General features: G+C 67.0%; 20 protein-coding genes. 8 read left to right on the forward strand and 12 right to left on the reverse strand.

Annotation, left to right across the window (positions count from 1 at the left end; translation table 11 throughout):
* The first annotated feature begins 69 nt into the window (after positions 1–69).
* Genes J2X20_RS24440 through J2X20_RS24450 form a run of 3 tightly spaced genes read left to right on the forward strand, consistent with a single transcriptional unit; the run spans position 70 to position 1,521 of the window.
* Positions 70–744, forward strand: coding sequence for a glutathione S-transferase family protein (locus tag J2X20_RS24440; protein ID WP_310270958.1), 675 nt, complete (start codon positions 70–72; stop codon positions 742–744).
* Complete coding sequence (locus J2X20_RS24445; RefSeq protein ID WP_310270961.1) at positions 713–1,063, forward strand: ArsR/SmtB family transcription factor; 351 nt, start codon at positions 713–715, stop codon at positions 1,061–1,063. Before J2X20_RS24440 ends, J2X20_RS24445 begins: the two co-directional genes overlap by 32 nt.
* Positions 1,060–1,521: an SRPBCC family protein gene (locus J2X20_RS24450; protein WP_310270963.1), complete on the forward strand. Its 462-nt coding sequence runs from the start codon at positions 1,060–1,062 to the stop codon at positions 1,519–1,521. The genes J2X20_RS24445 and J2X20_RS24450 overlap by 4 nt, the downstream gene beginning before the upstream one ends.
* Here the strand turns inward: J2X20_RS24450 and purL are convergent.
* The 11 genes from purL to J2X20_RS24505 form a co-directional block, all read right to left on the reverse strand.
* A complete protein-coding gene (gene purL, locus J2X20_RS24455) occupies positions 1,518–5,483 on the reverse strand; it encodes a phosphoribosylformylglycinamidine synthase (RefSeq protein WP_310270966.1) in 3,966 nt (1,321 codons plus the stop codon). The two genes, J2X20_RS24450 and purL, sit on opposite strands and share 4 nt — an antisense overlap.
* Positions 5,484–5,625: 142 nt before the next feature.
* A complete protein-coding gene (locus J2X20_RS24460) occupies positions 5,626–6,030 on the reverse strand; it encodes a hypothetical protein (RefSeq protein WP_310270968.1) in 405 nt (134 codons plus the stop codon).
* A gap of 3 nt (positions 6,031–6,033) precedes the next feature.
* The gene (locus J2X20_RS24465; RefSeq protein ID WP_310270971.1) at positions 6,034–7,347 is read right to left on the reverse strand and encodes a TRZ/ATZ family hydrolase; all 1,314 of its coding nucleotides are present in this window, start codon (positions 7,345–7,347) and stop codon (positions 6,034–6,036) included.
* Positions 7,348–7,366: 19 nt separating this feature from the next.
* Complete coding sequence (locus J2X20_RS24470) at positions 7,367–8,284, reverse strand: ribokinase (protein ID WP_310270974.1); 918 nt, start codon at positions 8,282–8,284, stop codon at positions 7,367–7,369.
* Between the two features lie 64 nt (positions 8,285–8,348).
* Positions 8,349–9,659 carry a citrate synthase gene (gltA, locus tag J2X20_RS24475; protein ID WP_310270977.1) on the reverse strand — a complete coding sequence of 437 codons (1,311 nt, stop codon included), beginning with the start codon at positions 9,657–9,659 and terminating at the stop codon, positions 8,349–8,351.
* 24 nt (positions 9,660–9,683) lie between these two features.
* Positions 9,684–9,947, reverse strand: coding sequence for an FAD assembly factor SdhE (locus J2X20_RS24480; RefSeq protein WP_310270980.1), 264 nt, complete (start codon positions 9,945–9,947; stop codon positions 9,684–9,686).
* A 3-nt stretch (positions 9,948–9,950) separates the two neighbouring features.
* Positions 9,951–10,652, reverse strand: coding sequence for a succinate dehydrogenase iron-sulfur subunit (locus J2X20_RS24485; RefSeq protein ID WP_310270983.1), 702 nt, complete (start codon positions 10,650–10,652; stop codon positions 9,951–9,953).
* Between the two features lie 16 nt (positions 10,653–10,668).
* Complete coding sequence (sdhA, locus tag J2X20_RS24490; protein WP_310270985.1) at positions 10,669–12,435, reverse strand: succinate dehydrogenase flavoprotein subunit; 1,767 nt, start codon at positions 12,433–12,435, stop codon at positions 10,669–10,671.
* The gene (gene sdhD, locus J2X20_RS24495) at positions 12,435–12,794 is read right to left on the reverse strand and encodes a succinate dehydrogenase, hydrophobic membrane anchor protein (RefSeq protein WP_310270989.1); all 360 of its coding nucleotides are present in this window, start codon (positions 12,792–12,794) and stop codon (positions 12,435–12,437) included. Before sdhD ends, sdhA begins: the two co-directional genes overlap by 1 nt.
* A gap of 12 nt (positions 12,795–12,806) precedes the next feature.
* On the reverse strand, positions 12,807–13,235 hold the full coding sequence (sdhC, locus tag J2X20_RS24500; protein WP_310270992.1) for a succinate dehydrogenase, cytochrome b556 subunit: 429 nt from the start codon (positions 13,233–13,235) through the stop codon (positions 12,807–12,809).
* A gap of 91 nt (positions 13,236–13,326) precedes the next feature.
* The gene (locus J2X20_RS24505; RefSeq protein WP_310270995.1) at positions 13,327–14,043 is read right to left on the reverse strand and encodes a GntR family transcriptional regulator; all 717 of its coding nucleotides are present in this window, start codon (positions 14,041–14,043) and stop codon (positions 13,327–13,329) included.
* Between the two features lie 94 nt (positions 14,044–14,137).
* Here J2X20_RS24505 and J2X20_RS24510 point away from each other — a divergent pair, with 94 nt between their 5' ends.
* Positions 14,138–15,124 carry a malate dehydrogenase gene (locus J2X20_RS24510; protein ID WP_310270998.1) on the forward strand — a complete coding sequence of 329 codons (987 nt, stop codon included), beginning with the start codon at positions 14,138–14,140 and terminating at the stop codon, positions 15,122–15,124.
* Between the two features lie 141 nt (positions 15,125–15,265).
* On the opposite strand, the gene J2X20_RS24515 is transcribed toward J2X20_RS24510, so the two are convergent.
* A complete protein-coding gene (locus tag J2X20_RS24515) occupies positions 15,266–16,831 on the reverse strand; it encodes a methyl-accepting chemotaxis protein (protein ID WP_310271001.1) in 1,566 nt (521 codons plus the stop codon).
* Between the two features lie 149 nt (positions 16,832–16,980).
* On the opposite strand from J2X20_RS24515, the gene J2X20_RS24520 reads away from it, so the two are divergent.
* The 4 genes from J2X20_RS24520 to J2X20_RS24535 all read left to right on the forward strand — a co-directional run bounded on the left by J2X20_RS24520 (position 16,981) and on the right by J2X20_RS24535 (position 19,510).
* Entirely contained in the window at positions 16,981–17,982 is a 1,002-nt protein-coding gene (locus J2X20_RS24520) for an HpcH/HpaI aldolase/citrate lyase family protein (protein ID WP_310271004.1), read from the forward strand.
* Between the two features lie 132 nt (positions 17,983–18,114).
* Complete coding sequence (locus J2X20_RS24525) at positions 18,115–18,741, forward strand: hypothetical protein (RefSeq protein WP_310271006.1); 627 nt, start codon at positions 18,115–18,117, stop codon at positions 18,739–18,741.
* Between the two features lie 104 nt (positions 18,742–18,845).
* Positions 18,846–19,091 (forward strand): AbrB/MazE/SpoVT family DNA-binding domain-containing protein, encoded by a 246-nt coding sequence (locus J2X20_RS24530; protein WP_056196361.1) that lies wholly within the window; start codon positions 18,846–18,848, stop codon positions 19,089–19,091.
* Positions 19,088–19,510: a type II toxin-antitoxin system VapC family toxin gene (locus tag J2X20_RS24535; RefSeq protein ID WP_310271009.1), complete on the forward strand. Its 423-nt coding sequence runs from the start codon at positions 19,088–19,090 to the stop codon at positions 19,508–19,510. The genes J2X20_RS24530 and J2X20_RS24535 overlap by 4 nt, the downstream gene beginning before the upstream one ends.
* Positions 19,511–19,544 lie beyond the last annotated feature (34 nt).

A 19,544-nucleotide genomic window follows, 5' to 3' on the forward strand; every position in this document is an offset into this window, starting at 1 on the left:
TGCCCCAAGAGTTTCCATTCAAAGAAAGTTTCAATACACTTAGCCGGATCGGAAACTGATAAGGCACCCATGGCTTTGACGCTGCACTACCACCCGCTGTCCTCCTACTGCTGGAAGGTCTTGATCGCGCTCTACGAGAACGGCACGCCTTTCGAGGCCCGCGGCGTCAACCTTGGCGACCCGGCGGCGCGCGCCGCCTACGCCGCCCTTTGGCCCACGGCCAAGATCCCTTTGCTCGTGGACGGCGAGCGCGTGGTGCCCGAGACCTCGGTGCAGATCGAATACCTGGACCGTCGCCACCCGGGCCGAGTCCGCCTGCTGCCCGAGGACCTCGACGCCCAACTGCAGGTGCGGCTGTGGGATCGTCTGTTCGACTGCTACGTGATGACGCCCGCCCAGCGCTATGTGGCCCAGTTGCTGCGGCCCGAGGAAGATCGCGATCCCCTCACGCTGAGCGGTGTCGTCAACGAGCTGGGGCAGGCCTATGACCTCATCGAGAACCGCCTCGGCGAAGGCCCCTGGGCCGCGGGAGAGGCCTTCTCCATGGCGGACTGCGCGGCGGCACCGTCGCTGTTCCACGCGGCCATCATCAGGCCCTTCTCACCCGAGCACGTGAGGCTGTCGGCGTACTTCGAGCGCCTGCTGGCCCGGCCGTCGGTGTGGCGCTGCATCGTCGAGGCCCGCCCCGTCTTCCAGTACTACCCGCTGCGCCATGCCCTCCCCGCCCGCTTCCTCGCCGACTGAGCGCCTGGACCGCCTCTTTGTCGCCCTGGCCGACGGCAACCGCCGCGCCATGGTCGACCAGCTCAGCCGCGGCCCGGCTTCGGTGACCGACCTCGCCAAGCCGCTGGCGCTGCGCCTGCCCTCGGCGGTCAAGCATCTGGCCGTGCTGGAGGCCGGCGGCCTGGTGCAGTCCGACAAGGCCGGCCGCGTGCGCACCTATCGCATCGCGCCGGACGCCTTTGGCGGCCTGGAGGCCTGGGTGGCCGAGCGCAAGGCGACGTGGCATCGCCAATTCGACGCCCTCGAAGCCCTTCTCGATGAACAGGACCCGCAACCGTGATCCGAACTCCCACCGCCCACACCAGCTTCGTGCTGGAGCGCCGCTTCAAGGCCTCCGCCGCCCGCGTGTTTGCCGCCTGGGCCGATCCAGCCACCAAGCAGCGCTGGTCGGACTGCCATGCCGAGACGGGGGCGACCGAGTTCAGCATGGACTTTCGCCCCGGCGGGCAGGAGATCTATCGCAGCACGCTGCCTGATGGCACCCAGCTCGCCGTCGACAAGGTCTTCCTCGACATCATGCCGCAGGCCCGCATCGTCTTCGCCTACTCGATGGCCGCCGACGGCCGCGCGCTGTCGGCCTCCCTCGTCACCGTGGAGTTCGCCAACAGCCCGGCAGGCTCGACGCTGAAGCTGACGGAGCAGCTGGCCTATCTCGACGGTCATATGGACATCGAGCAGCGCCGGTGCGGGACCGAAGAGGGTCTCGATCGGCTGCTGCTGGAAGTCGACGCCGCTTAACCCAGCGCCTTGCGCGCGTTCTGGAACATGCGCAGCCAGGGGCTGTGCGCGCTCTTGTCGCCCGAGGTCCAGCTCATCAGCACATTGCGGAAGACGCGCTCCGGGTGGGGCATCAGCGCCGTGAAGCGGCCATCTGGCGTCGTCACCGAGGTCAGGCCGCCCGGGCTGCCGTTGGGATTGAACGGATAGGCCTCGGTGGCTTTGCCGTGGTTGTCGACAAAGCGCATGGCGGGGATGACCTTGCTGGCGTCACCCTGGCGCGCGAAGTTGGCATAGCCCTCGCCATGGGCGACGGCAATGGGCACGCGGCTGCCGGCCATGTCCTTGAAGAAGACACTGGGTGAATCCAGCACCTCGACCAGGGCCAGCCGGGCCTCGTACTGCTCGCTCTGGTTGCGCGTGAAGCGCGGCCAGGCATCGGCACCGGGGATGATGGGCGCGAGGGCCGCCAGCATCTGGCAGCCGTTGCAGACGCCCAGGGCCAGCGTGTCGGGGCGCGAGAAGAAGGCGCGGAACTGCTCGGTCAGCACCGGGTTGAACATGATGCTGCGCGCCCAACCTTCGCCGGCGCCCAGGGTGTCGCCATAGCTGAAGCCGCCACAGGCCACGAAGGCCGCAAAGCCGTCCAGCTTGACCGCGCCTGACTGCAGGTCGCTCATGTGCACGTCGAAGCTGTCGAAGCCGCCCAGCGACATCGCATAGGCCATCTCGACGTGCGAGTTGACGCCCTGCTCGCGCAGGATGGCGACCTTCGGCTTGGCGCCGGCAGAGACGAAAGGCGCTTCGGGCTTGAACGTCAGATGCACATGCAGGCCCGGGTCGTCGGCCTTGCCGGCGGCCGCGTGCTCGGCATCGGCGCCGGCCGGGTTGTCACGCAACCGGGCAATCCGCCAGCTCACCTCGTCCCAGGTCTGCTGCAGGGCCGTCAGACCGGCGCCGAAGACCTTCTTCGCATCTCGCCAGACTTCCATCTGCCGAGACGCGTTGGGCTTGGCCACCACATGCGAATGCTTGGACAGGCCATGGGCGCGCAGCACCTGCATGACGGCATCGCGGTCGCTGGCACGGACCTGGATCAGCGCGCCCAGCTCCTCGGCGAACAGCGCGCGCAGCGTCAGCTCATCACGGCGACCGCTGACTTGGGCCGCCCAGTTCTTGGAATCGCCCATCTCGGCGCGGCTGTCGCTGATGCCGTCGCCTTCGGTGACCAGCATGTCCACGTTCAGGCTCAGGCCGGTCTGGCCGGCAAAAGCCATTTCACAGGCGGCAGCCCACAGGCCGCCGTCCGAACGGTCGTGATAGGCCAGCAGCTTGCCTGCAGTGCGCAGTTCGTTGATGGCGTTGACCAGCGAGACCAGCAGCTTGGGGTCATCGAGGTCCGGCACGTCCGAGCCGAACTGGTTCAGCGTCTGCGCCAGGATGGAGCCGCCCATGCGGTGCTGGCCCTGCCCCAGGTCGACGAGGATGGCGCACGAGTCTTCGCGCTGCCACTCGGGCGTCAACGTGCCGCGCACGTCAGCGATGCTGGCGAAGGCGGTGACGATCAGCGACACCGGTGCGGTGACCTGCTGGTCATCCCATTTGGTGCGCATCGACAAGGAGTCCTTGCCGACGGGAATCGAGATGCCAAGCGCCGGGCACAGCTCCATGCCGACGGCCTTGACCGTGTCGAACAGCGCAGCGTCTTCACCGGCTTCGCCGCAGGCCGCCATCCAGTTGGCGCTGAGCTTCACGCGCGGCAGCTCGAAGGGCGCGGCCAGCAGATTGGTGATGGCCTCGGCCACGGCCATGCGGCCCGAAGCGGGGGCGTTGACGGCCGCCAGCGGCGTGCGCTCGCCCATGCTCATGGCCTCGCCGGCAAAGCCCTTGAAGTCGGCCAGGGTGACGGCGCAGTCCGCCACCGGCACCTGCCAGGGGCCGACCATCTGGTCGCGGTGATTCAGGCCGCCGACCGTGCGGTCGCCAATGGTGACGAGGAAGCGCTTGTTGGCCACGGTGGGGTGGCGCAGCACATCGAACGCCGCCTGCTCGAGCTTGACGCCGTTCAGGTCCAGTGTGCCGCCGTCGCGAGCGACGCGCTGCACGTCGCGCGTCATCTTGGGCGGCTTGCCCAGCAGCACGTCCATGGGCATGTCGATGGGATGGCCGGCCACCTCGGTGTCGCCATCCACCAGCTTGAGCTCGCGCTCCTCGGTCGTCACGCCGACGACGGCGAAGGGGCAGCGCTCGCGCTCGCAGAAGGCCTGGAAGACCGGCAGGCTCTCAGGCGCGATGGCCAGCACATAGCGCTCCTGGCTCTCGTTGCACCAGATTTCCTTCGGGGCGAGGCCGGATTCCTCCAGCGGCACCTTGCGCAGGTCAAAGCGCGCGCCGCGGCCGGCGTCGTTGACCAGCTCGGGGAAGGCGTTGGAGATGCCGCCGGCGCCGACGTCGTGGATGGCCAGCACCGGGTTCTCGGCGCCAAGGCCCCAGCAATGGTTGATGACCTCCTGCGCGCGGCGCTCGATCTCGGGGTTGCCGCGCTGCACGGAGTCGAAGTCCAGGTCGGCCGTGTTGGTGCCTGCCGCCATCGACGAGGCCGCGCCGCCGCCCATGCCGATGCGCATGCCGGGGCCGCCGAGCTGGATCAGCAGAGTGCCGGCCGGGAATTCGATCTTCTTGGTCAGGTCCGAGCGGATGGTGCCCAGGCCGCCGGCGATCATGATGGGCTTGTGATAGCCGCGGCGCAGGCCGGCGACGTTCTGCTCGAAGACGCGGAAATAGCCGGCCAGATTGGGCCGGCCGAACTCGTTGTTGAAGGCCGCGCCACCGAGCGGGCCGTCGATCATGATCTGCAGCGCGCTGGCGATATGCGCCGGCTTGCCGACGGGGTTCTGCTCCCAGGGCTCGCTCAAGCCTGGCAGATGCAGGTTGGAGACCGAGAAGCCCGTCAGGCCCGCCTTGGGCTTGGAGCCGCGGCCGGTGGCGCCTTCATCGCGGATTTCGCCGCCAGCGCCCGTGGAGGCGCCCGGGTGGGGCGAGATGGCCGTCGGGTGGTTGTGCGTCTCCACCTTCATCAGCACCTCGGCCTGCTCGGGGCGAGCCACATAGGCCGCGCCGGCCTGGGGCGCCGGCATCCAGCGCTCGATGGCATGGCCTTCCATGATGGCCGCGTTGTCGGAGTAGGCGACCACCGTGTGCTGGGGGTTCAGCTTCTCGGTGTTGCGGATCATGCCGAACAGGCTCAGCGGCTGGGCCTCGCCGTCGATGATGAAGCTCGCGTTGAAGATCTTGTGGCGGCAGTGTTCGCTGTTGGCCTGGGCGAACATCATCAGCTCGACGTCGCTGGGGTTGCGGCCGAGCTTCTTGAAGTTGGTGTCGAGGTAGTCGATCTCGTCGGTCGACAGGGCCAGGCCGAATTCGACATTGGCCTTTTCCAGCGCCGCGCGGCCGGCGCCCAGCACGTCCACATGGGCCAGCGGCTCGGCGGTGCGCTCGTCAAAGAGGTGCTTCGTGTCGTCACGGCTGAAGCAGGCCGACTCCGTCATGCGGTCGTGCAGCAACGCGGCGCAGGCGTTCAGCTCGTCCTGGCTCAGCGGCCTGGCGCCACCCAGCAGGCCGCTCTTGGTCGTGATGCGATATTCGACAACGCGCTCGACACGCTTGAGCGCCAGGCCGCAGTTGCGGGCGATGTCGGTGGCCTTGGAGGCCCAGGGGCTGACGGTGCCGAACCGCGGCGTGACGACCACCAGATCGCCCTCAGCGTCGGCCGTGGCCGGTTCGCCATAGGTCAGCAGCGCGCCGAAGCGCTCCCGGGTCTCGGCATCGAGGGCCTTATCCGTCCAGACCCAATGCACCGCACGGGCGTTGATGCCGGTGATGCGGCCACTGACCTCTTGCAGCCTGGCCAGCAGGGCCTGGGCGCGGAAATCGGAAAGGGCGTTGCCGCCCTCGAAATGGGTCAGTTGCGGGGTCTGGGCCATGGGATCCGGGGAGGAGGCTGGGCGCGGCGCGGGGCACGCGGATCTCGGAGGGCACCGCCCCGGGGCCAGGGCGGCGTGCGACGCCCGGGATTCTACTGAGGCCGGGCTGCCAGCCGGGCGACGGGTGCCATGGCCCCGGCCACTATTCCAGCGTCAGCCCCTGGGCCCGCAGCCAGGCCTCGGCCTCGGCAACGCTGCTGCAGCCATGGAAGTTCGTCAGATGCGCAGCCCGCGCGGCCATGGGCTGGATGATGAGAGCCTGGAAGCTGTCCGGGATGACGGTGGCCGCAGCCACGAGCCCGTGCTGCAACGCATCCTCGAAGAAAGCCCAGATGCCGTCCAGCGCCTCAGGCGTGGCCCCCTCCCAGGCAGCCGTGTCGCTCAGCAGGCCCCAGGGCCGGCCGGCACGCCCGCGGGCCAGGCGTCCGCCCTGCTCGCGCAGCCTTTTTGCGGCCACCTCGTTCCAGGTGCCTTCGAGCCGCAGCACCAGCACCTCACCTCGCCATGTCAGGCTGAAGCGGCCGTGCTGGTTCCACGGCGTCGTCATGATTCAGCTACTGGCCCGCATGCGCCCGACGACCTCCCGCACCTGGGCCATCAGGGCCGGCACATCGATGGTCGTGGGCTGGCGCTCGCGCAGCACCTGGCGGCCGCCGATCCACACATTGCTGACCTGCTCACGGCCAGCCACATAGACGAGCTGGGCCGCGGCGTTGTAGACCGGCTGGCACTCGACGCTGTCCAGGGACACGGCGACGACGTCAGCCAGCTTGCCGACCTCCAGCGAACCGAGGTCGTCCGCGCGGCCCATGGCCTTGGCAGCACGAATGGTTGCCATTTCCAGGGCCGTACGCGCCGTGGCCACCGTCGGGTCGCCGGTGATGCCCTTGGCCAGCAGCGCCGCAGAGCGGATCTCGCCGAACATGTCCAGGCGGTTGTTGGAGGCCGCGCCGTCGGTGCCGAGGATGGTGTTGACGCCCGCGGCTTCCAGGGCCTTCAGCGGCATGACGCCCGAAGCCAGCTTGAGATTGGAATTGGGGTTGTGCACGAGGTGCACGCCGTTCTTTGCCATCAGCTCGATCTCGGCATCGTTGAGATGAACCATGTGCACGGCAATCATGCGCTCGTTCATCAGCCCAAGCTTAGCTAACCTTTCCAGCGGGCGCACACCAAATTGCTTCAAGCCGTCTGAAACCTCGCCCGCCGTTTCGTGGATGTGGCAGTGCATCTGGATGTCCAGCTTCTCGGCCAGGTCGCGCAGCTTGATGAAGGTCTCGTCGGACACCGTGTAGGGCGCATGCGGCGCACTGGTCCAGTCCAGCAGCTTCTCGCCCTTGTATTGCTCGTAGGCGGCCACGCCCTTGGCGATGTAGTCGTCCGGGCCCGAGGCATAGCCGGTGGGGAAGTCGATGACGTTCATCGACACGGCGGCACGCACGCCCGAGTCCACGGCGGCGCGGGCCATGGCGGTCGGGAAGAAGTACATGTCGTTGATATAGGTCGTGCCGCTGCGCAGGCCTTCGGCCGCCGCCAGTTTGGAGCCGAGATAGGTCCAGTCCTCGCTGACCCACTTCTTCTCCAGTGGCCAGATGTGGTTCTGCAGCCAGTCCATCAGCGGCACGTCGTCGGCGACGCCACGCAGCAGCGTCATGGCCGAGTGGGCATGGCCGTTGATGAGGCCGGGGATGAGGATCTGCTCGGGCAACTCGACGCGCTCGGCCTGGGGATACTTCGAGAGCAAATCAGCGCGAGGGCCAATGGCGGCGATGCGCTCGCCTTCGATCAGCAGGCCATGGTCCTCGAGGGTGCCTTCACCGGCCTTCATGGTGAGGATCCAGCGGGGCAGCAGCAGGGTCTGGGACATCTTGTTCTCCTTGTGGGATTCAGTTCTTCAGCGATTCTTGGACTTCGGCGCGGCGCGGCATCGCGTCCTGCACGCCGGGACGAGACACGGCGATGGCCGCGGCCGCTTGCGCGAAGGCGAGCGCGTCGGCGACAAGCTGGCCTTCGGCGAGAGCGGTAACGAGAGCGCCAACGAGGGTATCGCCGGCGCCGACGGTATCGACGGCCTTGACCTTGCGGGCCGGCACGCGGCGCGTGCCTTCAGCGTCGACCCAGCACAGGCCTTCGGCGCCCAGCGACACCAGGACGGCCGCTGGTCCCTTGGCTCGCAGGGCCCGGGCCAGGGCCTCGGGTTCGGCCGTGCCGCCACCCAGGGTCGTGATCAGGGCCTGGGCTTCCAATTCATTGACGACCAGCAGGTCGACCAAGGGCAGCAAGGCCTCGCAGCCGGGGCGGAAGGGGGCGGCGTTCAGGATGGTCTTGACGCCGGCCGCATGGGCACGCTCGAAGGCGCGGGCGACGCTTTGCAGCGGCAGTTCCTGCTGGGCCACCAGCCAGCGCAGGCCGGTCAGCTCCAGCGCCTCGACCTGTTCCAGTGGCAGCGTGCCGTTGGACCCGGCGACGGTGACGATCTGGTTCTCGGCATCCTCGGCGCCGACGACGATGAGAGCCACGCCGGGCACCTCGTCGGCGGGCTGGGCGACGGCGCGCGTATCGACACCCTCGCCTTTCAGCTGCTCGACCATGGCCGCGCCGTTTTCCAGCAGGCCCACGCGCGCGGCCAGTGCCACGCGAGCACCGAGCCGCGCTGCAGCAACCGCCTGGTTGGCCCCCTTGCCACCCAGGCAGGAGCCGAACCTCTGGCCACGCAGCGTCTCGCCCGGCAGGGGCAGGCGCGGCGCATGCACGATGAGGTCGCGGTTGACGCTGCCCAGCACGAGGATCTCGGGAACGGTCATCAGGTCTCCAAAAGCAAGAAACCCCTCGGGGGAAACCGAGGGGTTCGCGTGTGGCGAGGGCCGATCAGCGCTGGGCGATGGGCTTGACGTCGCGCGGGGTGGCGCCGACGAAGAGCTGGCGCGGGCGGCCGATCTTGTACTCGGGGTCGCCGATCATCTCATTGAGCTGGGCGATCCAGCCGACCGTGCGGGCCAGCGCGAAGATGGCGGTGAATAGCGGCACCGGGATGCCGATGGCGCGCTGCACGATGCCGGAGTAGAAGTCGACGTTCGGGTAGAGCTTGCGGGCGACGAAGTACTCGTCTTCCAGCGCGATCTTCTCCAGCTTCATGGCCAGTTCGAACAGCGGGTCGTTCTGCAGGCCCAGCTCGTTCAGCACCTCGTGGCAGGTCTCGCGCATCAGCTTGGCGCGCGGGTCGTAGTTCTTGTAGACGCGGTGACCGAAGCCCATCAGCTTGACGCCGGAGTTCTTGTCCTTGACCTTGTTGACGAACTCGCCGATGCGGGCGACGCCGCCCTGCTTCTGGATGTCGCCCAGCATGTTCAGCGCCGCCTCGTTGGCGCCGCCGTGGGCGGGCCCCCACAGGCAGGCCACGCCGGCCGCGATGGCCGCGAAGGGGTTGGTGCCCGACGAGCCGCACAGGCGCACGGTCGACGTGGAAGCGTTCTGCTCGTGGTCGGCGTGCAGCGTGAAGATGCGGTCCATCGCGCGCACCAGCACGTCGTTGGGCTTGTACTCCTCGCACGGCGTGGCAAACATCATGCGCATGAAGTTGCCGGCGTAGCTGAGGTTGTTCTGCGGATAGATGTAGGGCTGGCCGATGGTGTACTTGTAGGCCATGGCCACGAGGGTGGGCATCTTGGCGATCAGGCGGATCGCCGAGATCTCGCGATGCTCGGGGTTATTGATGTCCGTGCTGTCGTGATAGAACGAGGACATCGCGCCCACCAGGCCCGTCATGACGGCCATCGGGTGGGCGTCACGGCGAAAGCCCCGCAGGAAGAACTGCATCTGCTCATTCACCATCGTGTGGTGCATGACCTTGTCTTCGAAGTCGGCCTTCTGGCTTTCGTTCGGCAGCTCTCCGTACAGCAGCAGATAGCAGGTCTCGAGGTAGTCGCAGTTCACCGCCAACTGGTCGATGGGATAGCCGCGGTAGAGCAGCTCGCCCTTGTCGCCGTCGATGTAGGTGATGGTGGAGTTGCACGACGCCGTCGACAGGAAGCCGGGGTCGTAGGTGAACTTGCCGGTCTGCGCGTAGAGCTTGCGGATGTCGATGACATCCGGACCGATGCTGCCCTTGTACAGGGGCAGTTCCATCGAGGGGCTGCCGTCGGAGAACGACAGGGTGGCTTTGACGTCGGACGGGGTCATGCTTGAGTCCTTAGGGTTTTGAAATCAGGTGCGCAGGTCGGCAAGGACGCCTCGCACGGCAGCGGTGTCGATTTCACCACTGGGCTCCTTGCGGCGCAGTAACAGGTCGAGAAGGTCGTTGTCGGCCAAGTCCATCAGTATCGTCAGGCCTTCGGCTTGCGTGACGCTGATGCCTTCGTCGGCATGGCGGGTAAAGAATCGTTCGATGAAGAGGTCGTTCTCCAGCAAGCCGCGGCGGCAGCGCCAGCGCAGCTTGGAGAGTTCGCGTTCACCGATCAATTCAGGCATGCCTCAGACCGCGCGGCGGACCATCAGTTCCTTGATCTTGCCAATGGCCTTCGTGGGGTTCAGGCCCTTGGGGCAGACGTCCACGCAGTTCATGATGGTGTGGCAGCGGAACAGGCGGTACGGATCCTCAAGGTTGTCCAGGCGCTCGGACGTCGCTTCGTCGCGGCTGTCGGCGATGAAGCGGTAGGCCTGCAGCAGGCCGGCCGGGCCGACGAACTTGTCGGGGTTCCACCAGAAGCTCGGGCAGCTCGTCGAGCAGCTCGCGCACAGGATGCACTCGTACAGGCCGTCCAGTTCCTCGCGCTCGACGGGCGACTGCAGGCGCTCCTTGTCGGGCGGCGGGTTGTCGTTGACGAGGTAGGGCTTGATCGAGTGGTACTGCTTGAAGAACTGCGTCATGTCGACGATCAGGTCGCGCACGACGGGCAGGCCCGGCAGCGGCTTGAGCGTGATGACGCCCGGCAGCGTGCGCATATTCGTCAGGCAGGCCAGGCCGTTCTTGCCATTGATGTTCATCGCGTCCGAACCGCAGACGCCTTCGCGGCAGGAGCGGCGGAAGGACAGCGTCGGGTCCACGGCCTTCAGCTTGACCAGGGCGTCGAGCAGCATGCGCTCATGGCCGTCCAGCTCGACCTCGAGGGTCTGCATGTAGGGCTTGGCGTCCTTGTCGGGGTCGTAGCGGTAGATCTGGAAGGTGCGCTTCATGTCTGGCTCTTTGTGCTTAGAACGTCCGCACCTTCGGCGGAACAGACTCAACCGTCAGCGGCTGGAGGTTGACGGGCTTGTAGTCCAGGCGGTTGCCTTCGGAGTACCACAGCGTGTGCTTCATCCAGTTCGCGTCGTCGCGGTTCGGATAGTCGTTGTGCGCGTGGGCGCCACGGCTCTCGGGGCGGGCGGCGGCCGAGATCATCGTGGCCTGGGCGGCTTCGATGAGGTTCTCGACTTCCAGGGCCTCGACGCGCTCGGTGTTGAAGACCTTGGACTTGTCCTTCAGGCCGATGCCGGCGACGCGCTGGGCGACTTCCTTGATCTTGGCCACGCCCTCGTCCATGGACGCCTGGGTGCGGAACACGCCGGCATGCTTTTGCATGGTCGAGCGGATGTCGTTGGCGACGTTCTGGGCGTATTCGCCGTTGGTGGCCGACTCCAGCCGCGCCAGGCGCGCCAGGGTCTTGTCGGCGGCGTCCTTGGGCAGGTCCTTGTGCGACTTGGTCTTCAGGTTGAAGTCGACGATGTGGTTGCCGGCGGCGCGGCCGAACACGAGCAGGTCGAGCAGCGAGTTGGTGCCCAGGCGGTTGGCGCCGTGCACGCTCACGCAGGAGCATTCGCCCACCGCGTAGAGGCCGTTGATGATGTCGTTGGGCTTGCCGTTCTTCGGGATGACGACCTGGCCGTGCACATTCGTCGGAATGCCACCCATCTGGTAATGGATGGTCGGCACCACGGGAATCGGTTCCTTGGTGATGTCGACGTTGGCGAAGTTGTGGCCGATCTCCAGCACCGAGGGCAGGCGCTTGGCAATCGTCTCGGCACCCAGGTGGGTCATGTCCAGCAGCACATAGTCCTTGTTGGGACCGCAGCCGCGACCTTCCTTGATCTCCTGGTCCATGGAGCGGGACACGAAGTCGCGCGGGGCCAGGTCCTTCAGCGTCGGGGCGTAGCGCTCCATGAAGCGCTCGCCATTGCTGTTGCGCAGGATCGCGCCTTCGCCGCGGCAGCCTTCGGTCAGCAGCACGCCCGCGCCGGCCACGCCGGTGGGGTGGAACTGCCAGAACTCCATGTCTTCCAGCGGGATGCCGGCGCGTGCCGCCATGCCCAGGCCGTCACCCGTGTTGATGAAGGCGTTGGTGCTGGCGCCGAAGATGCGGCCGGCGCCGCCGGTGGCCAGCAGCACGGTCTTGGCATGCAGGATGTGGACCTCGCCGGTCTCCATCTCCAGGGCGGTCACGCCGACGGCATCGCCCTCGGCGTCGCGGATGATGTCCAGGGCCATCCACTCGGTGAAGAACTGCGTGCGGGCCTTGACGTTCTGCTGGTAGAGCGTGTGCAGCAGCGCGTGGCCGGTGCGGTCGGCCGCGGCGCAGGCCCGCTGCACGGGCTTCTCGCCGTAGTTGGCGGTATGGCCGCCGAAGGGACGCTGGTAGATGGTGCCGTCGGCATTGCGGTCAAACGGCATGCCGAAGTGCTCGAGCTCGTAGACGACCTTGGGCGCCTCACGGCACATGAACTCGATGGCGTCCTGGTCGCCCAGCCAGTCCGAGCCCTTGACGGTGTCGAAGAAGTGGTAGTGCCAGTTGTCCTCGGACATATTGCCCAGGGAGGCGCCGATGCCGCCTTGGGCAGCAACGGTGTGCGAGCGGGTCGGGAAGACCTTGGACAGCACGGCCACGTTCAGGCCGGCCAGGGCCAGCTGCAGGGAGGCGCGCATGCCGGAGCCACCGGCCCCGACGATCACCACATCGAACTTGCGGGTAGAAAGCGCCGCCATCAGAGTCTCCACAGAACCTGGATTGCCCAGCCGGCGCAACCCAACAACCAAACGATGGTGAACACCTGCAGCGCGAGGCGCACACCGACGGGCTTGATGTAGTCCATCCAGATGTCGCGCATGCCGACCCAGGCGTGATAGGCGAGCGACAGGATGGTCACGAAGGTCAGCAGCTTCATCCACTGCTGGGAAAAGATCGCCGCCCAGCGGTCATAGCCGAGGGCGCCGGGCATCAGCACCTGCACCAGCAGCACGATGGTGAAGACGGCCATCAGCACGGCGGTGACGCGCTGCGCCAGCCAGTCGCGCAGGCCGTAGTGCGCGCCGACGACGAGGCGCTTGGAGCCAAAAGTACTCATTGTTGTTGTTCCTCAGTACAGACCGAACAGCTTGGCACCCAACAGCAGCGTCAGCAGCGTGCTGAGGATCAGCGTGATCAGCGCCGAGCTGTGGCCCTGTGCCTTGCTGACGCTGTGCGTCGCGTCCATCCACAGATGGCGCACGCCGGCGATGAAGTGGAAGAGGTAGCCCCAGATCAGGGCCAGCGCCACCAGCTTGACGAACCAGCCCGGGATGCCCGCCACGCCCGCCACGAAGACGTTGGTGAACGTCTCGAAGGAGATTTCGGTGCTGAGGCTGTTGTCCAGCATCCAGACCACGAAGGGCAGCAGCAGGAACATCAGCAGGCCGCTGATGCGATGCAGGATGGAGACGATGCCGGCAGGCGGAAGGCGGTAGCTGACGATCTGCGTGACGTGAATATTGGTATAGACCGGTCTTTTCTTGACGCTGTCCGTCATGGTCGTGCCCGTAATCAATGTGAAACCGAAAGATTCTAGGCCCAAGACAAAGGCCGAGCTTCGCGGTTGCTGCACTGCGGCATTGTCAGATTCAGTTCAACTCGTTGAGGTAGAAGTCGCTTGTCGTGTGGTAGAGGCCCCGGCGCAGTTCGACCGGTCGGTCGCCATAGGTATAGGCCACGCGCTCGACGCTGAGCAGGGGCGCGCCGTCGCTCACGCCCAGCAGCTCCGCGGCCTCGGCACGGGCCGCGACGGCGCGCAGCTTCTCCTCGGCGCGCACCATGTGCACCCGGTAGCGCTCCTCGAAAAGGGCGTACAGCGTGCCGGGATAAGCATTGATGACCTCGCTGTTCAGGCCCTGGAAGTGGCGCTCGGGCAGCCAGAGGTCGTCGAGCACGACGGCACGGCCGCGGCGCAGCAGCAGGCGGCGCACCTCGATGACGGGCTCGGACGTGCGCAGGTGCAGGGCGCGCGCCGTCTCGGCATTGGCCCGGGCGCGCCGGCAATGCAGCAGCTCGCGGGTGAAGCCGGTGGCACCGTCATCGGAAACCAGGCGCAGGAATCGATACGAGTTGCGCGGCGCCGTGTGCGTCGCGACAAACGTGCCGGCGCCCTGGCGGCGCTCGACGACATGGGCCGCCGCCAGCTCGTCCATGGCCTTTCTGACGGTGCCCGCGCTGGCATGGAAACGCTCGGCCAGGGCGGCTTCGCTGGGCAGTGCGTCGCCCGGCCGCCACTCGCCGGCAGCCAGGGCCGCCACGATCAGCTGGCGGATTTGCTCATACAGGGGGGCAGGACTCTTGGGCATGGCCGCATTGCAGCACAGGGTATGCCCGTACACTCGACGGGTTTCGGGCGATCTGTCCCGGCCCCGGCTTTATCAACTGTCCTCGGAGACCTCCATGAGCAAGAAACCCGTTCGCGTCGCCGTCACCGGCGCTGCTGGCCAGATCGGCTATGCCCTGCTGTTCCGCATCGCCTCTGGCGAAATGCTGGGCAAGGACCAGCCCGTCATCCTGCAGCTGTTGGAAATCCCCGACGAGAAGGCTCAGAACGCGCTGAAGGGCGTGATCATGGAACTCGAAGACTGCGCCTTCCCGCTGCTGGCCGGCATCGAGGCCCACAGCGACCCGATGACCGCCTTCAAGGACACCGACTACGCCCTGCTCGTCGGCGCCCGCCCGCGTGGCCCCGGCATGGAGCGCGCCGACCTGCTGGCCGCCAACGCCCAGATCTTCACGGTGCAGGGCAAGGCCCTGAACGCCGTCGCCTCGCGCAATGTGCGCGTGCTGGTGGTCGGCAACCCCGCCAACACCAATGCCTATATCGCGATGAAGTCGGCCCCGGACCTGCCGGCCAAGAACTTCACCGCCATGCTGCGCCTGGACCACAACCGCGCCGCCTCGCAGATCGCCGCCAAGACCGGCAAGGCCGTCGCCGGCATCGAGAAGCTGGCCGTGTGGGGCAACCACTCGCCGACGATGTACGCCGACTACCGCAACGCCACCATCGACGGCCAGTCGGTCAAGAACCTGATCAACGACGAGCAGTGGAACCGTGAGGTCTTCCTGCCCACCGTCGGCAAGCGCGGCGCCGCCATCATTGCCGCCCGCGGCCTGTCGTCGGCCGCCTCGGCTGCCAATGCCGCCATCGACCACATGCGCGACTGGGCCCTGGGCACCAATGGCAAGTGGGTCACCATGGGCATCCCGTCGGGTGGCGAATACGGCATCCCCAAGGACGTCATGTTCGGCTACCCGGTCACCTGCGAAGGCGGCGAGTACAAGATCGTGCAAGGCATCGAGATCGACGCCTTCTCGCAGGAATGCATCAACAAGACGCTGAAGGAACTGACGGACGAGCAGGACGGCGTCAAGCACCTGCTGTGAGCCGGGACCGAGGACAAGCCCTGCGGCTTGTCCGACGCCTGGCGAACGCCCGACAGCCTGCATGCTGTCGGGCATAAGCCGCCGCCTGGCTAGAAAAAACAAAGGCCTCCCGCGGGAGGCCTTTTTCATGGCTGAGTCAGATTAGCGGTGGGCCGGCAGGCGGAAGGTCGACACCGTCTCCACCAGTTGCTGGGCCTGCACCTTCAGGCCATCGGCCGCGGCAGCCATCTGCTCCACCATGGCGGCGTTCTGTTGCGTGGCCTGGTCCATCTGCGTGACGGCCGTGCCGACCTGCGACACGCCCGCGCTCTGCTCGGCGCTGGACGAGCTGATCTCGCCCATGATGTCGGTGACGCGCTGGATGCTGCTGACGACCCGATCCATGGTCGCGCCAGCCTGGTCGACCAGGGTATTGCCGCGGTCCACGCGCTCCAGGCTCTGCGAGATCAGGGTCTTGATCTCGCGCGCCGCCTCGGCGCTGCGGCCGGCCAGCAGCCGCACCTCGCCGGCCACGACCGCGAAGCCGCGACCCTGCTCGCCGGCACGCGCCGCTTCGACGGCGGCGTTCAGCGCCAGGATGTTGGTCTGGAAGGCGATGCCGTCGATGACCGAGATGATGTCGCCGATGCGGCGCGAGCTGTCGTTGATGCCCTTCATGGTGTCGACGACCTGCTTCACCACCTGGCCGCCTTCGGCCGCCACATGGGAGGCGTTCTGCGCCAACTGGTTGGCCTGCTGGGCGTTGTCGACGTTGTTGCGCACCGTGGCGCCCAATTCATCCATGGAGGCCGCCGTCTGCTGCAGCGCGCTGGCCTGGCTCTCGGTGCGGGCGCTCAAGTCCTGGTTGCCCGATGCAATTTCCGAACTCGCATTCGCGACCGACTCGGAGCCGTCGCGCACCTGCTGAACGATGCTGGCCATGCTGTCGCGCATGGCCTTCACGCCCTGCATGACGCTCTCATGGCTGCTGCCCCTCAGGTCGATGTCGACGCTGAGGTCTCCCTCGGCCAGCTGGCGCGTGATCTCGTTGACGCGCGCGGGCTCGCCGCCCAGCTGGCGCGTGATGCTGCGCGTGATGGCCAGGCCCAGCACCAGCAGCCCCCCCGCCAGCGCCAGCACGCCCAGGCCCACCTTCCAGACGCGCTGCCAGATGGCAGCGTCGACGGTGTCCACATAGACGCCCGAGCCGATGATCCAGCCCCAGGGCGTGAAGCCCTTGACATAGGACACCTTGGGCACCGGCTGCTCGCTGCCCGGCTTGGGCCACAGATAGGGCAGATAGCCCGCGCCGTTGGCCTTGACGATGTCGACCATGGCGACGAACAGGGGTTTGCCGCTCGGGTCCTTGTTGTTGTTTAGCGTCTTGCCTTCGAGCTCCGGCTTCATGGGATGCATGACCATGATGGGGCTCATGTCATTGATCCAGAAATACTCGCTGCCGCTGTAGCGCAGGCTGCGCACGGCGGCCATCGCCGCCTTCTTGGCATCGTCGTCGGACAGCTTGCCGGCGGCGACCTGGGCATGGATTTGCGCCACGATGCCGTGCGCCGTCTCGACCGCCTGACGCACCGCCTGCTGGCGCTCGTTCAGGATCAGCTCCCGCTCCGAGAACAGCAGGATGGCAGCCACCAGCAGCACACCGAGGACCGCTCCGAAGGTCTGCAAGGCCAGGCGGCGGGAAACTCTGAGCGACTCGAGCTTGAGCATGCTTTGTCTCCTGAGGTCGTTATGCGCAGATGCTGTCACGGCTCGGCCAGATATGACAGTGTGCAAGCACCCCTGGGAACCCGCAAACGTCGCGATTCCGCGACCAGCGTCACGGCCGCCACGATTGCGGGCCTGGGTACAGTGGCGCGATGAGCGCCCTCCTCCATCCCCGCCAGGCCCTGTTCGGCCATGAAGCCGCCCGGCCGGCGCTGCCCGTCGTCGATCACTACTGCGGCGTCGAGGCCCGCATGAGAAAGAGCCTGGCCCTGCAGGCCGAACTGGGCCCCGTCTTCGACATCACCCTGGACGCCGAGGACGGCGCTCCGGTCGGCGGCGAAGCCGAGCATGCGCTCTTGATTGCCGAGCTGGCCACCAGCGCCGCCAACCGCTTCGGCCGCGTCGGCGCGCGCGTCCACCCCTGGGGCCATGCCGCCTTCGAGGCCGACGTCGACACGCTGATCGCCAAGGCTGGCGACCGCCTGGCCTATCTGATGATCCCCAAGCCGGAGAGCGCCGACGACGTCGACCGCGCCGCCGCCGCCATCGACGCCGCCTGCGAGCATCATGGCCAGCCGAAACTGCCGCTGCAGGTCCTCATCGAGACCCACGGCGCCCTGCGCGAGGTCTTCCGCATCGCCGCCCATCCGCGCATCGAGTCCCTGTCCTTCGGGCTGATGGACTTTGTCTCGGCGCATGGCGGCGCCATTCCCAAGACGGCCATGGAGCTGCCAGGCCAGTTCGAGCACCCGCTGGTCGTGCGCGCCAAGCTCGAGATCGCCGCCGCCGCCCATGCATTCGGCAAGACGCCCTCCCACTGCGTCGTCACCGAATTCCGCGATGCTTCAGCGCTTGCGCAAGCGGCCCGCCGCGCCGCCCGTGACCTCGGCTACACGCGCATGTGGAGCATCCATCCCGACCAGATCCGCCCCATCGTCGAAGCCTTTGCGCCGGCCGCCGACGAGGTGGCCGAAGCCGCCGAACTGCTGCTCGCCGCCCAGGCCGCGCAATGGGCGCCCATCTCCTTCCATGACCGCCTGCACGACCGCGCCAGCTACCGCTATTTCTGGACCGTGCTGGAGCGCGCCGCGCGCACCGGACGTGCGCTGCCAGAAGATGTGCAATCGGCGTTTTTCCCTGTAGCCATCGGGTAAAGCGCGAACCGGCGTGCACTTCGTCACGCCGACAATGCCTACAACTTTTCACCCCTGCACGGCGCCATCGCGGCCATGATGCGCCCACCTTTTCAATCCCCAACTCCCACCCGCCTTCGACTCCAGATGCCGATGCCCAAGCTTCGCAGCAGCGCTGCTGCCCTGATCCTCTGCGCCGCCCTCCCTGCTTTCGCTCAGACAGCCCCCGCCGCCAAGCCTGCGGCCAAGCCGGCCGCCAAGGCCGCCACGGCCAAGCCCGCGCCGACCAAGAAGACGCCGCTGCCGCCGCCCGAGCCGGTGCTGAACGAGGCCGACGAAGCCCAACTCGCCGCCGCGGAGCGCGCCTACCTGGGCAACTACGCCTGCGAGTTCAAGGAAACGGTGCAGATCGAAAAGCATCCCAAGGTGGCCGGCTATATCAACGTGGCCTGGAAGAAGCAGGTCTTCACGATGAAGCCCGTGCTGTCCTCCACCGGCGCCCTGCGCCTGGAGGACGTGAGCGGACGCACGCTGATGATCCAGATCGCCAACAAATCCATGCTGCTGGACACCAAGATCGGCCAGCGCCTCATCGATGACTGCGTCCACCCGGAGCAGGAAAAGCTGATCGCCGCCGCCAAGGCTGCCAAGATCAACGACCCTGAGGCCGAAGCCGCCGAGGCCGCACGCAGTGGCCTGGGCATCACGCCCACGGCGCCCGAGACACCCGCCACGCCCCCGGTGGCGGCCAAGCCGGCCAAGCCCGCCAAGGCCAAGTGAGTCATCTCAGTTGAAACCCCGAGCCCGGGTATGTAGAATGAATACATACTTTCTGATGCATACCTGAGCCGCCGCCTCCACGGCGCTCAGCCGCTGGAGGCGCCATGGAAGCCACCGTTGCCGAACGCGGGCAGATCACCCTGCCCAAAGCCGTCCGAGATGCCCTCGGCCTGACCAAGGGCACCACGCTCAAGGTCGAACTGGACGGCGGCCGCATCATCTTGCGCAAGAACGTCGACGACGCGCTGGCCAAGCTGCGCGGGCGCTTCAAGCTGCCCGAGGGCGTCACCACCGACGACGTCATGCGCGAGCTGCGCGGCCGCGCTCCCGGCGATCCGGTCGAGCCGTGATCGCCATCGATTCCTCTGTCCTCATCGACCTGCTGGGCGGTGACGTGGGCGCCGAATCCGCCGAGGACTGCCTGCGCCAGGCGCTGGCGCGTGGGCCGGTCGTCGCCTGCGATGTCGTGCTCAGCGAAGTCGTCTCCGGGCTGGGCTTTGGCGCCGAGCTGCTGGACGCGCTGGAAGGCGTCGGTATCGTCTACTCTCCCATCGAATCCCGCGCGGCCGTGCGTGCCGGCGAAATGCAGCGCCGCTACAAGGAGCGCCGCAAGGCCTCCGGCCAGGCACCTGCCGGCCCACGCACCGTTCCCGACTTTCTGATCGGCGCCCACGCCCTGCTGCAATGCCAGGCGTTGATCACACGCGACCAAGGTTTCTTTCGCGACTACTTCAAGGGCCTCAAGGTCATCGTGCCTGGAGCCGCCTGATTCCTTTTCCATCCCCGTTTCGCCAGGAGTTCCC

It is taken from the genome of Roseateles saccharophilus (assembly GCF_031458095.1).
Taxonomy (GTDB): domain Bacteria; phylum Pseudomonadota; class Gammaproteobacteria; order Burkholderiales; family Burkholderiaceae_C; genus Pelomonas; species Pelomonas saccharophila_A.

Coding starts and splice junctions, on each gene's coding strand:
- J2X20_RS24515 (WP_310271001.1), bottom strand. CDS start 16,831: ATGCTCAAGCTCGAGTCGCTCAGAGTTTCCCGCCGCCTGGCCTTGCAG.
- purL (WP_310270966.1), bottom strand. CDS start 5,483: ATGGCCCAGACCCCGCAACTGACCCATTTCGAGGGCGGCAACGCCCTT.
- J2X20_RS24510 (WP_310270998.1), top strand. CDS start 14,138: ATGAGCAAGAAACCCGTTCGCGTCGCCGTCACCGGCGCTGCTGGCCAG.
- J2X20_RS24480 (WP_310270980.1), bottom strand. CDS start 9,947: ATGCCTGAATTGATCGGTGAACGCGAACTCTCCAAGCTGCGCTGGCGC.
- J2X20_RS24485 (WP_310270983.1), bottom strand. CDS start 10,652: ATGAAGCGCACCTTCCAGATCTACCGCTACGACCCCGACAAGGACGCC.
- J2X20_RS24470 (WP_310270974.1), bottom strand. CDS start 8,284: ATGACCGTTCCCGAGATCCTCGTGCTGGGCAGCGTCAACCGCGACCTC.
- J2X20_RS24440 (WP_310270958.1), top strand. CDS start 70: ATGGCTTTGACGCTGCACTACCACCCGCTGTCCTCCTACTGCTGGAAG.
- J2X20_RS24520 (WP_310271004.1), top strand. CDS start 16,981: ATGAGCGCCCTCCTCCATCCCCGCCAGGCCCTGTTCGGCCATGAAGCC.
- sdhD (WP_310270989.1), bottom strand. CDS start 12,794: ATGAGTACTTTTGGCTCCAAGCGCCTCGTCGTCGGCGCGCACTACGGC.
- J2X20_RS24530 (WP_056196361.1), top strand. CDS start 18,846: ATGGAAGCCACCGTTGCCGAACGCGGGCAGATCACCCTGCCCAAAGCC.
- gltA (WP_310270977.1), bottom strand. CDS start 9,659: ATGACCCCGTCCGACGTCAAAGCCACCCTGTCGTTCTCCGACGGCAGC.
- J2X20_RS24465 (WP_310270971.1), bottom strand. CDS start 7,347: ATGTCCCAGACCCTGCTGCTGCCCCGCTGGATCCTCACCATGAAGGCC.
- J2X20_RS24505 (WP_310270995.1), bottom strand. CDS start 14,043: ATGCCCAAGAGTCCTGCCCCCCTGTATGAGCAAATCCGCCAGCTGATC.
- J2X20_RS24445 (WP_310270961.1), top strand. CDS start 713: ATGCCCTCCCCGCCCGCTTCCTCGCCGACTGAGCGCCTGGACCGCCTC.
- J2X20_RS24460 (WP_310270968.1), bottom strand. CDS start 6,030: ATGACGACGCCGTGGAACCAGCACGGCCGCTTCAGCCTGACATGGCGA.
- sdhC (WP_310270992.1), bottom strand. CDS start 13,235: ATGACGGACAGCGTCAAGAAAAGACCGGTCTATACCAATATTCACGTC.
- sdhA (WP_310270985.1), bottom strand. CDS start 12,435: ATGGCGGCGCTTTCTACCCGCAAGTTCGATGTGGTGATCGTCGGGGCC.
- J2X20_RS24525 (WP_310271006.1), top strand. CDS start 18,115: ATGCCCAAGCTTCGCAGCAGCGCTGCTGCCCTGATCCTCTGCGCCGCC.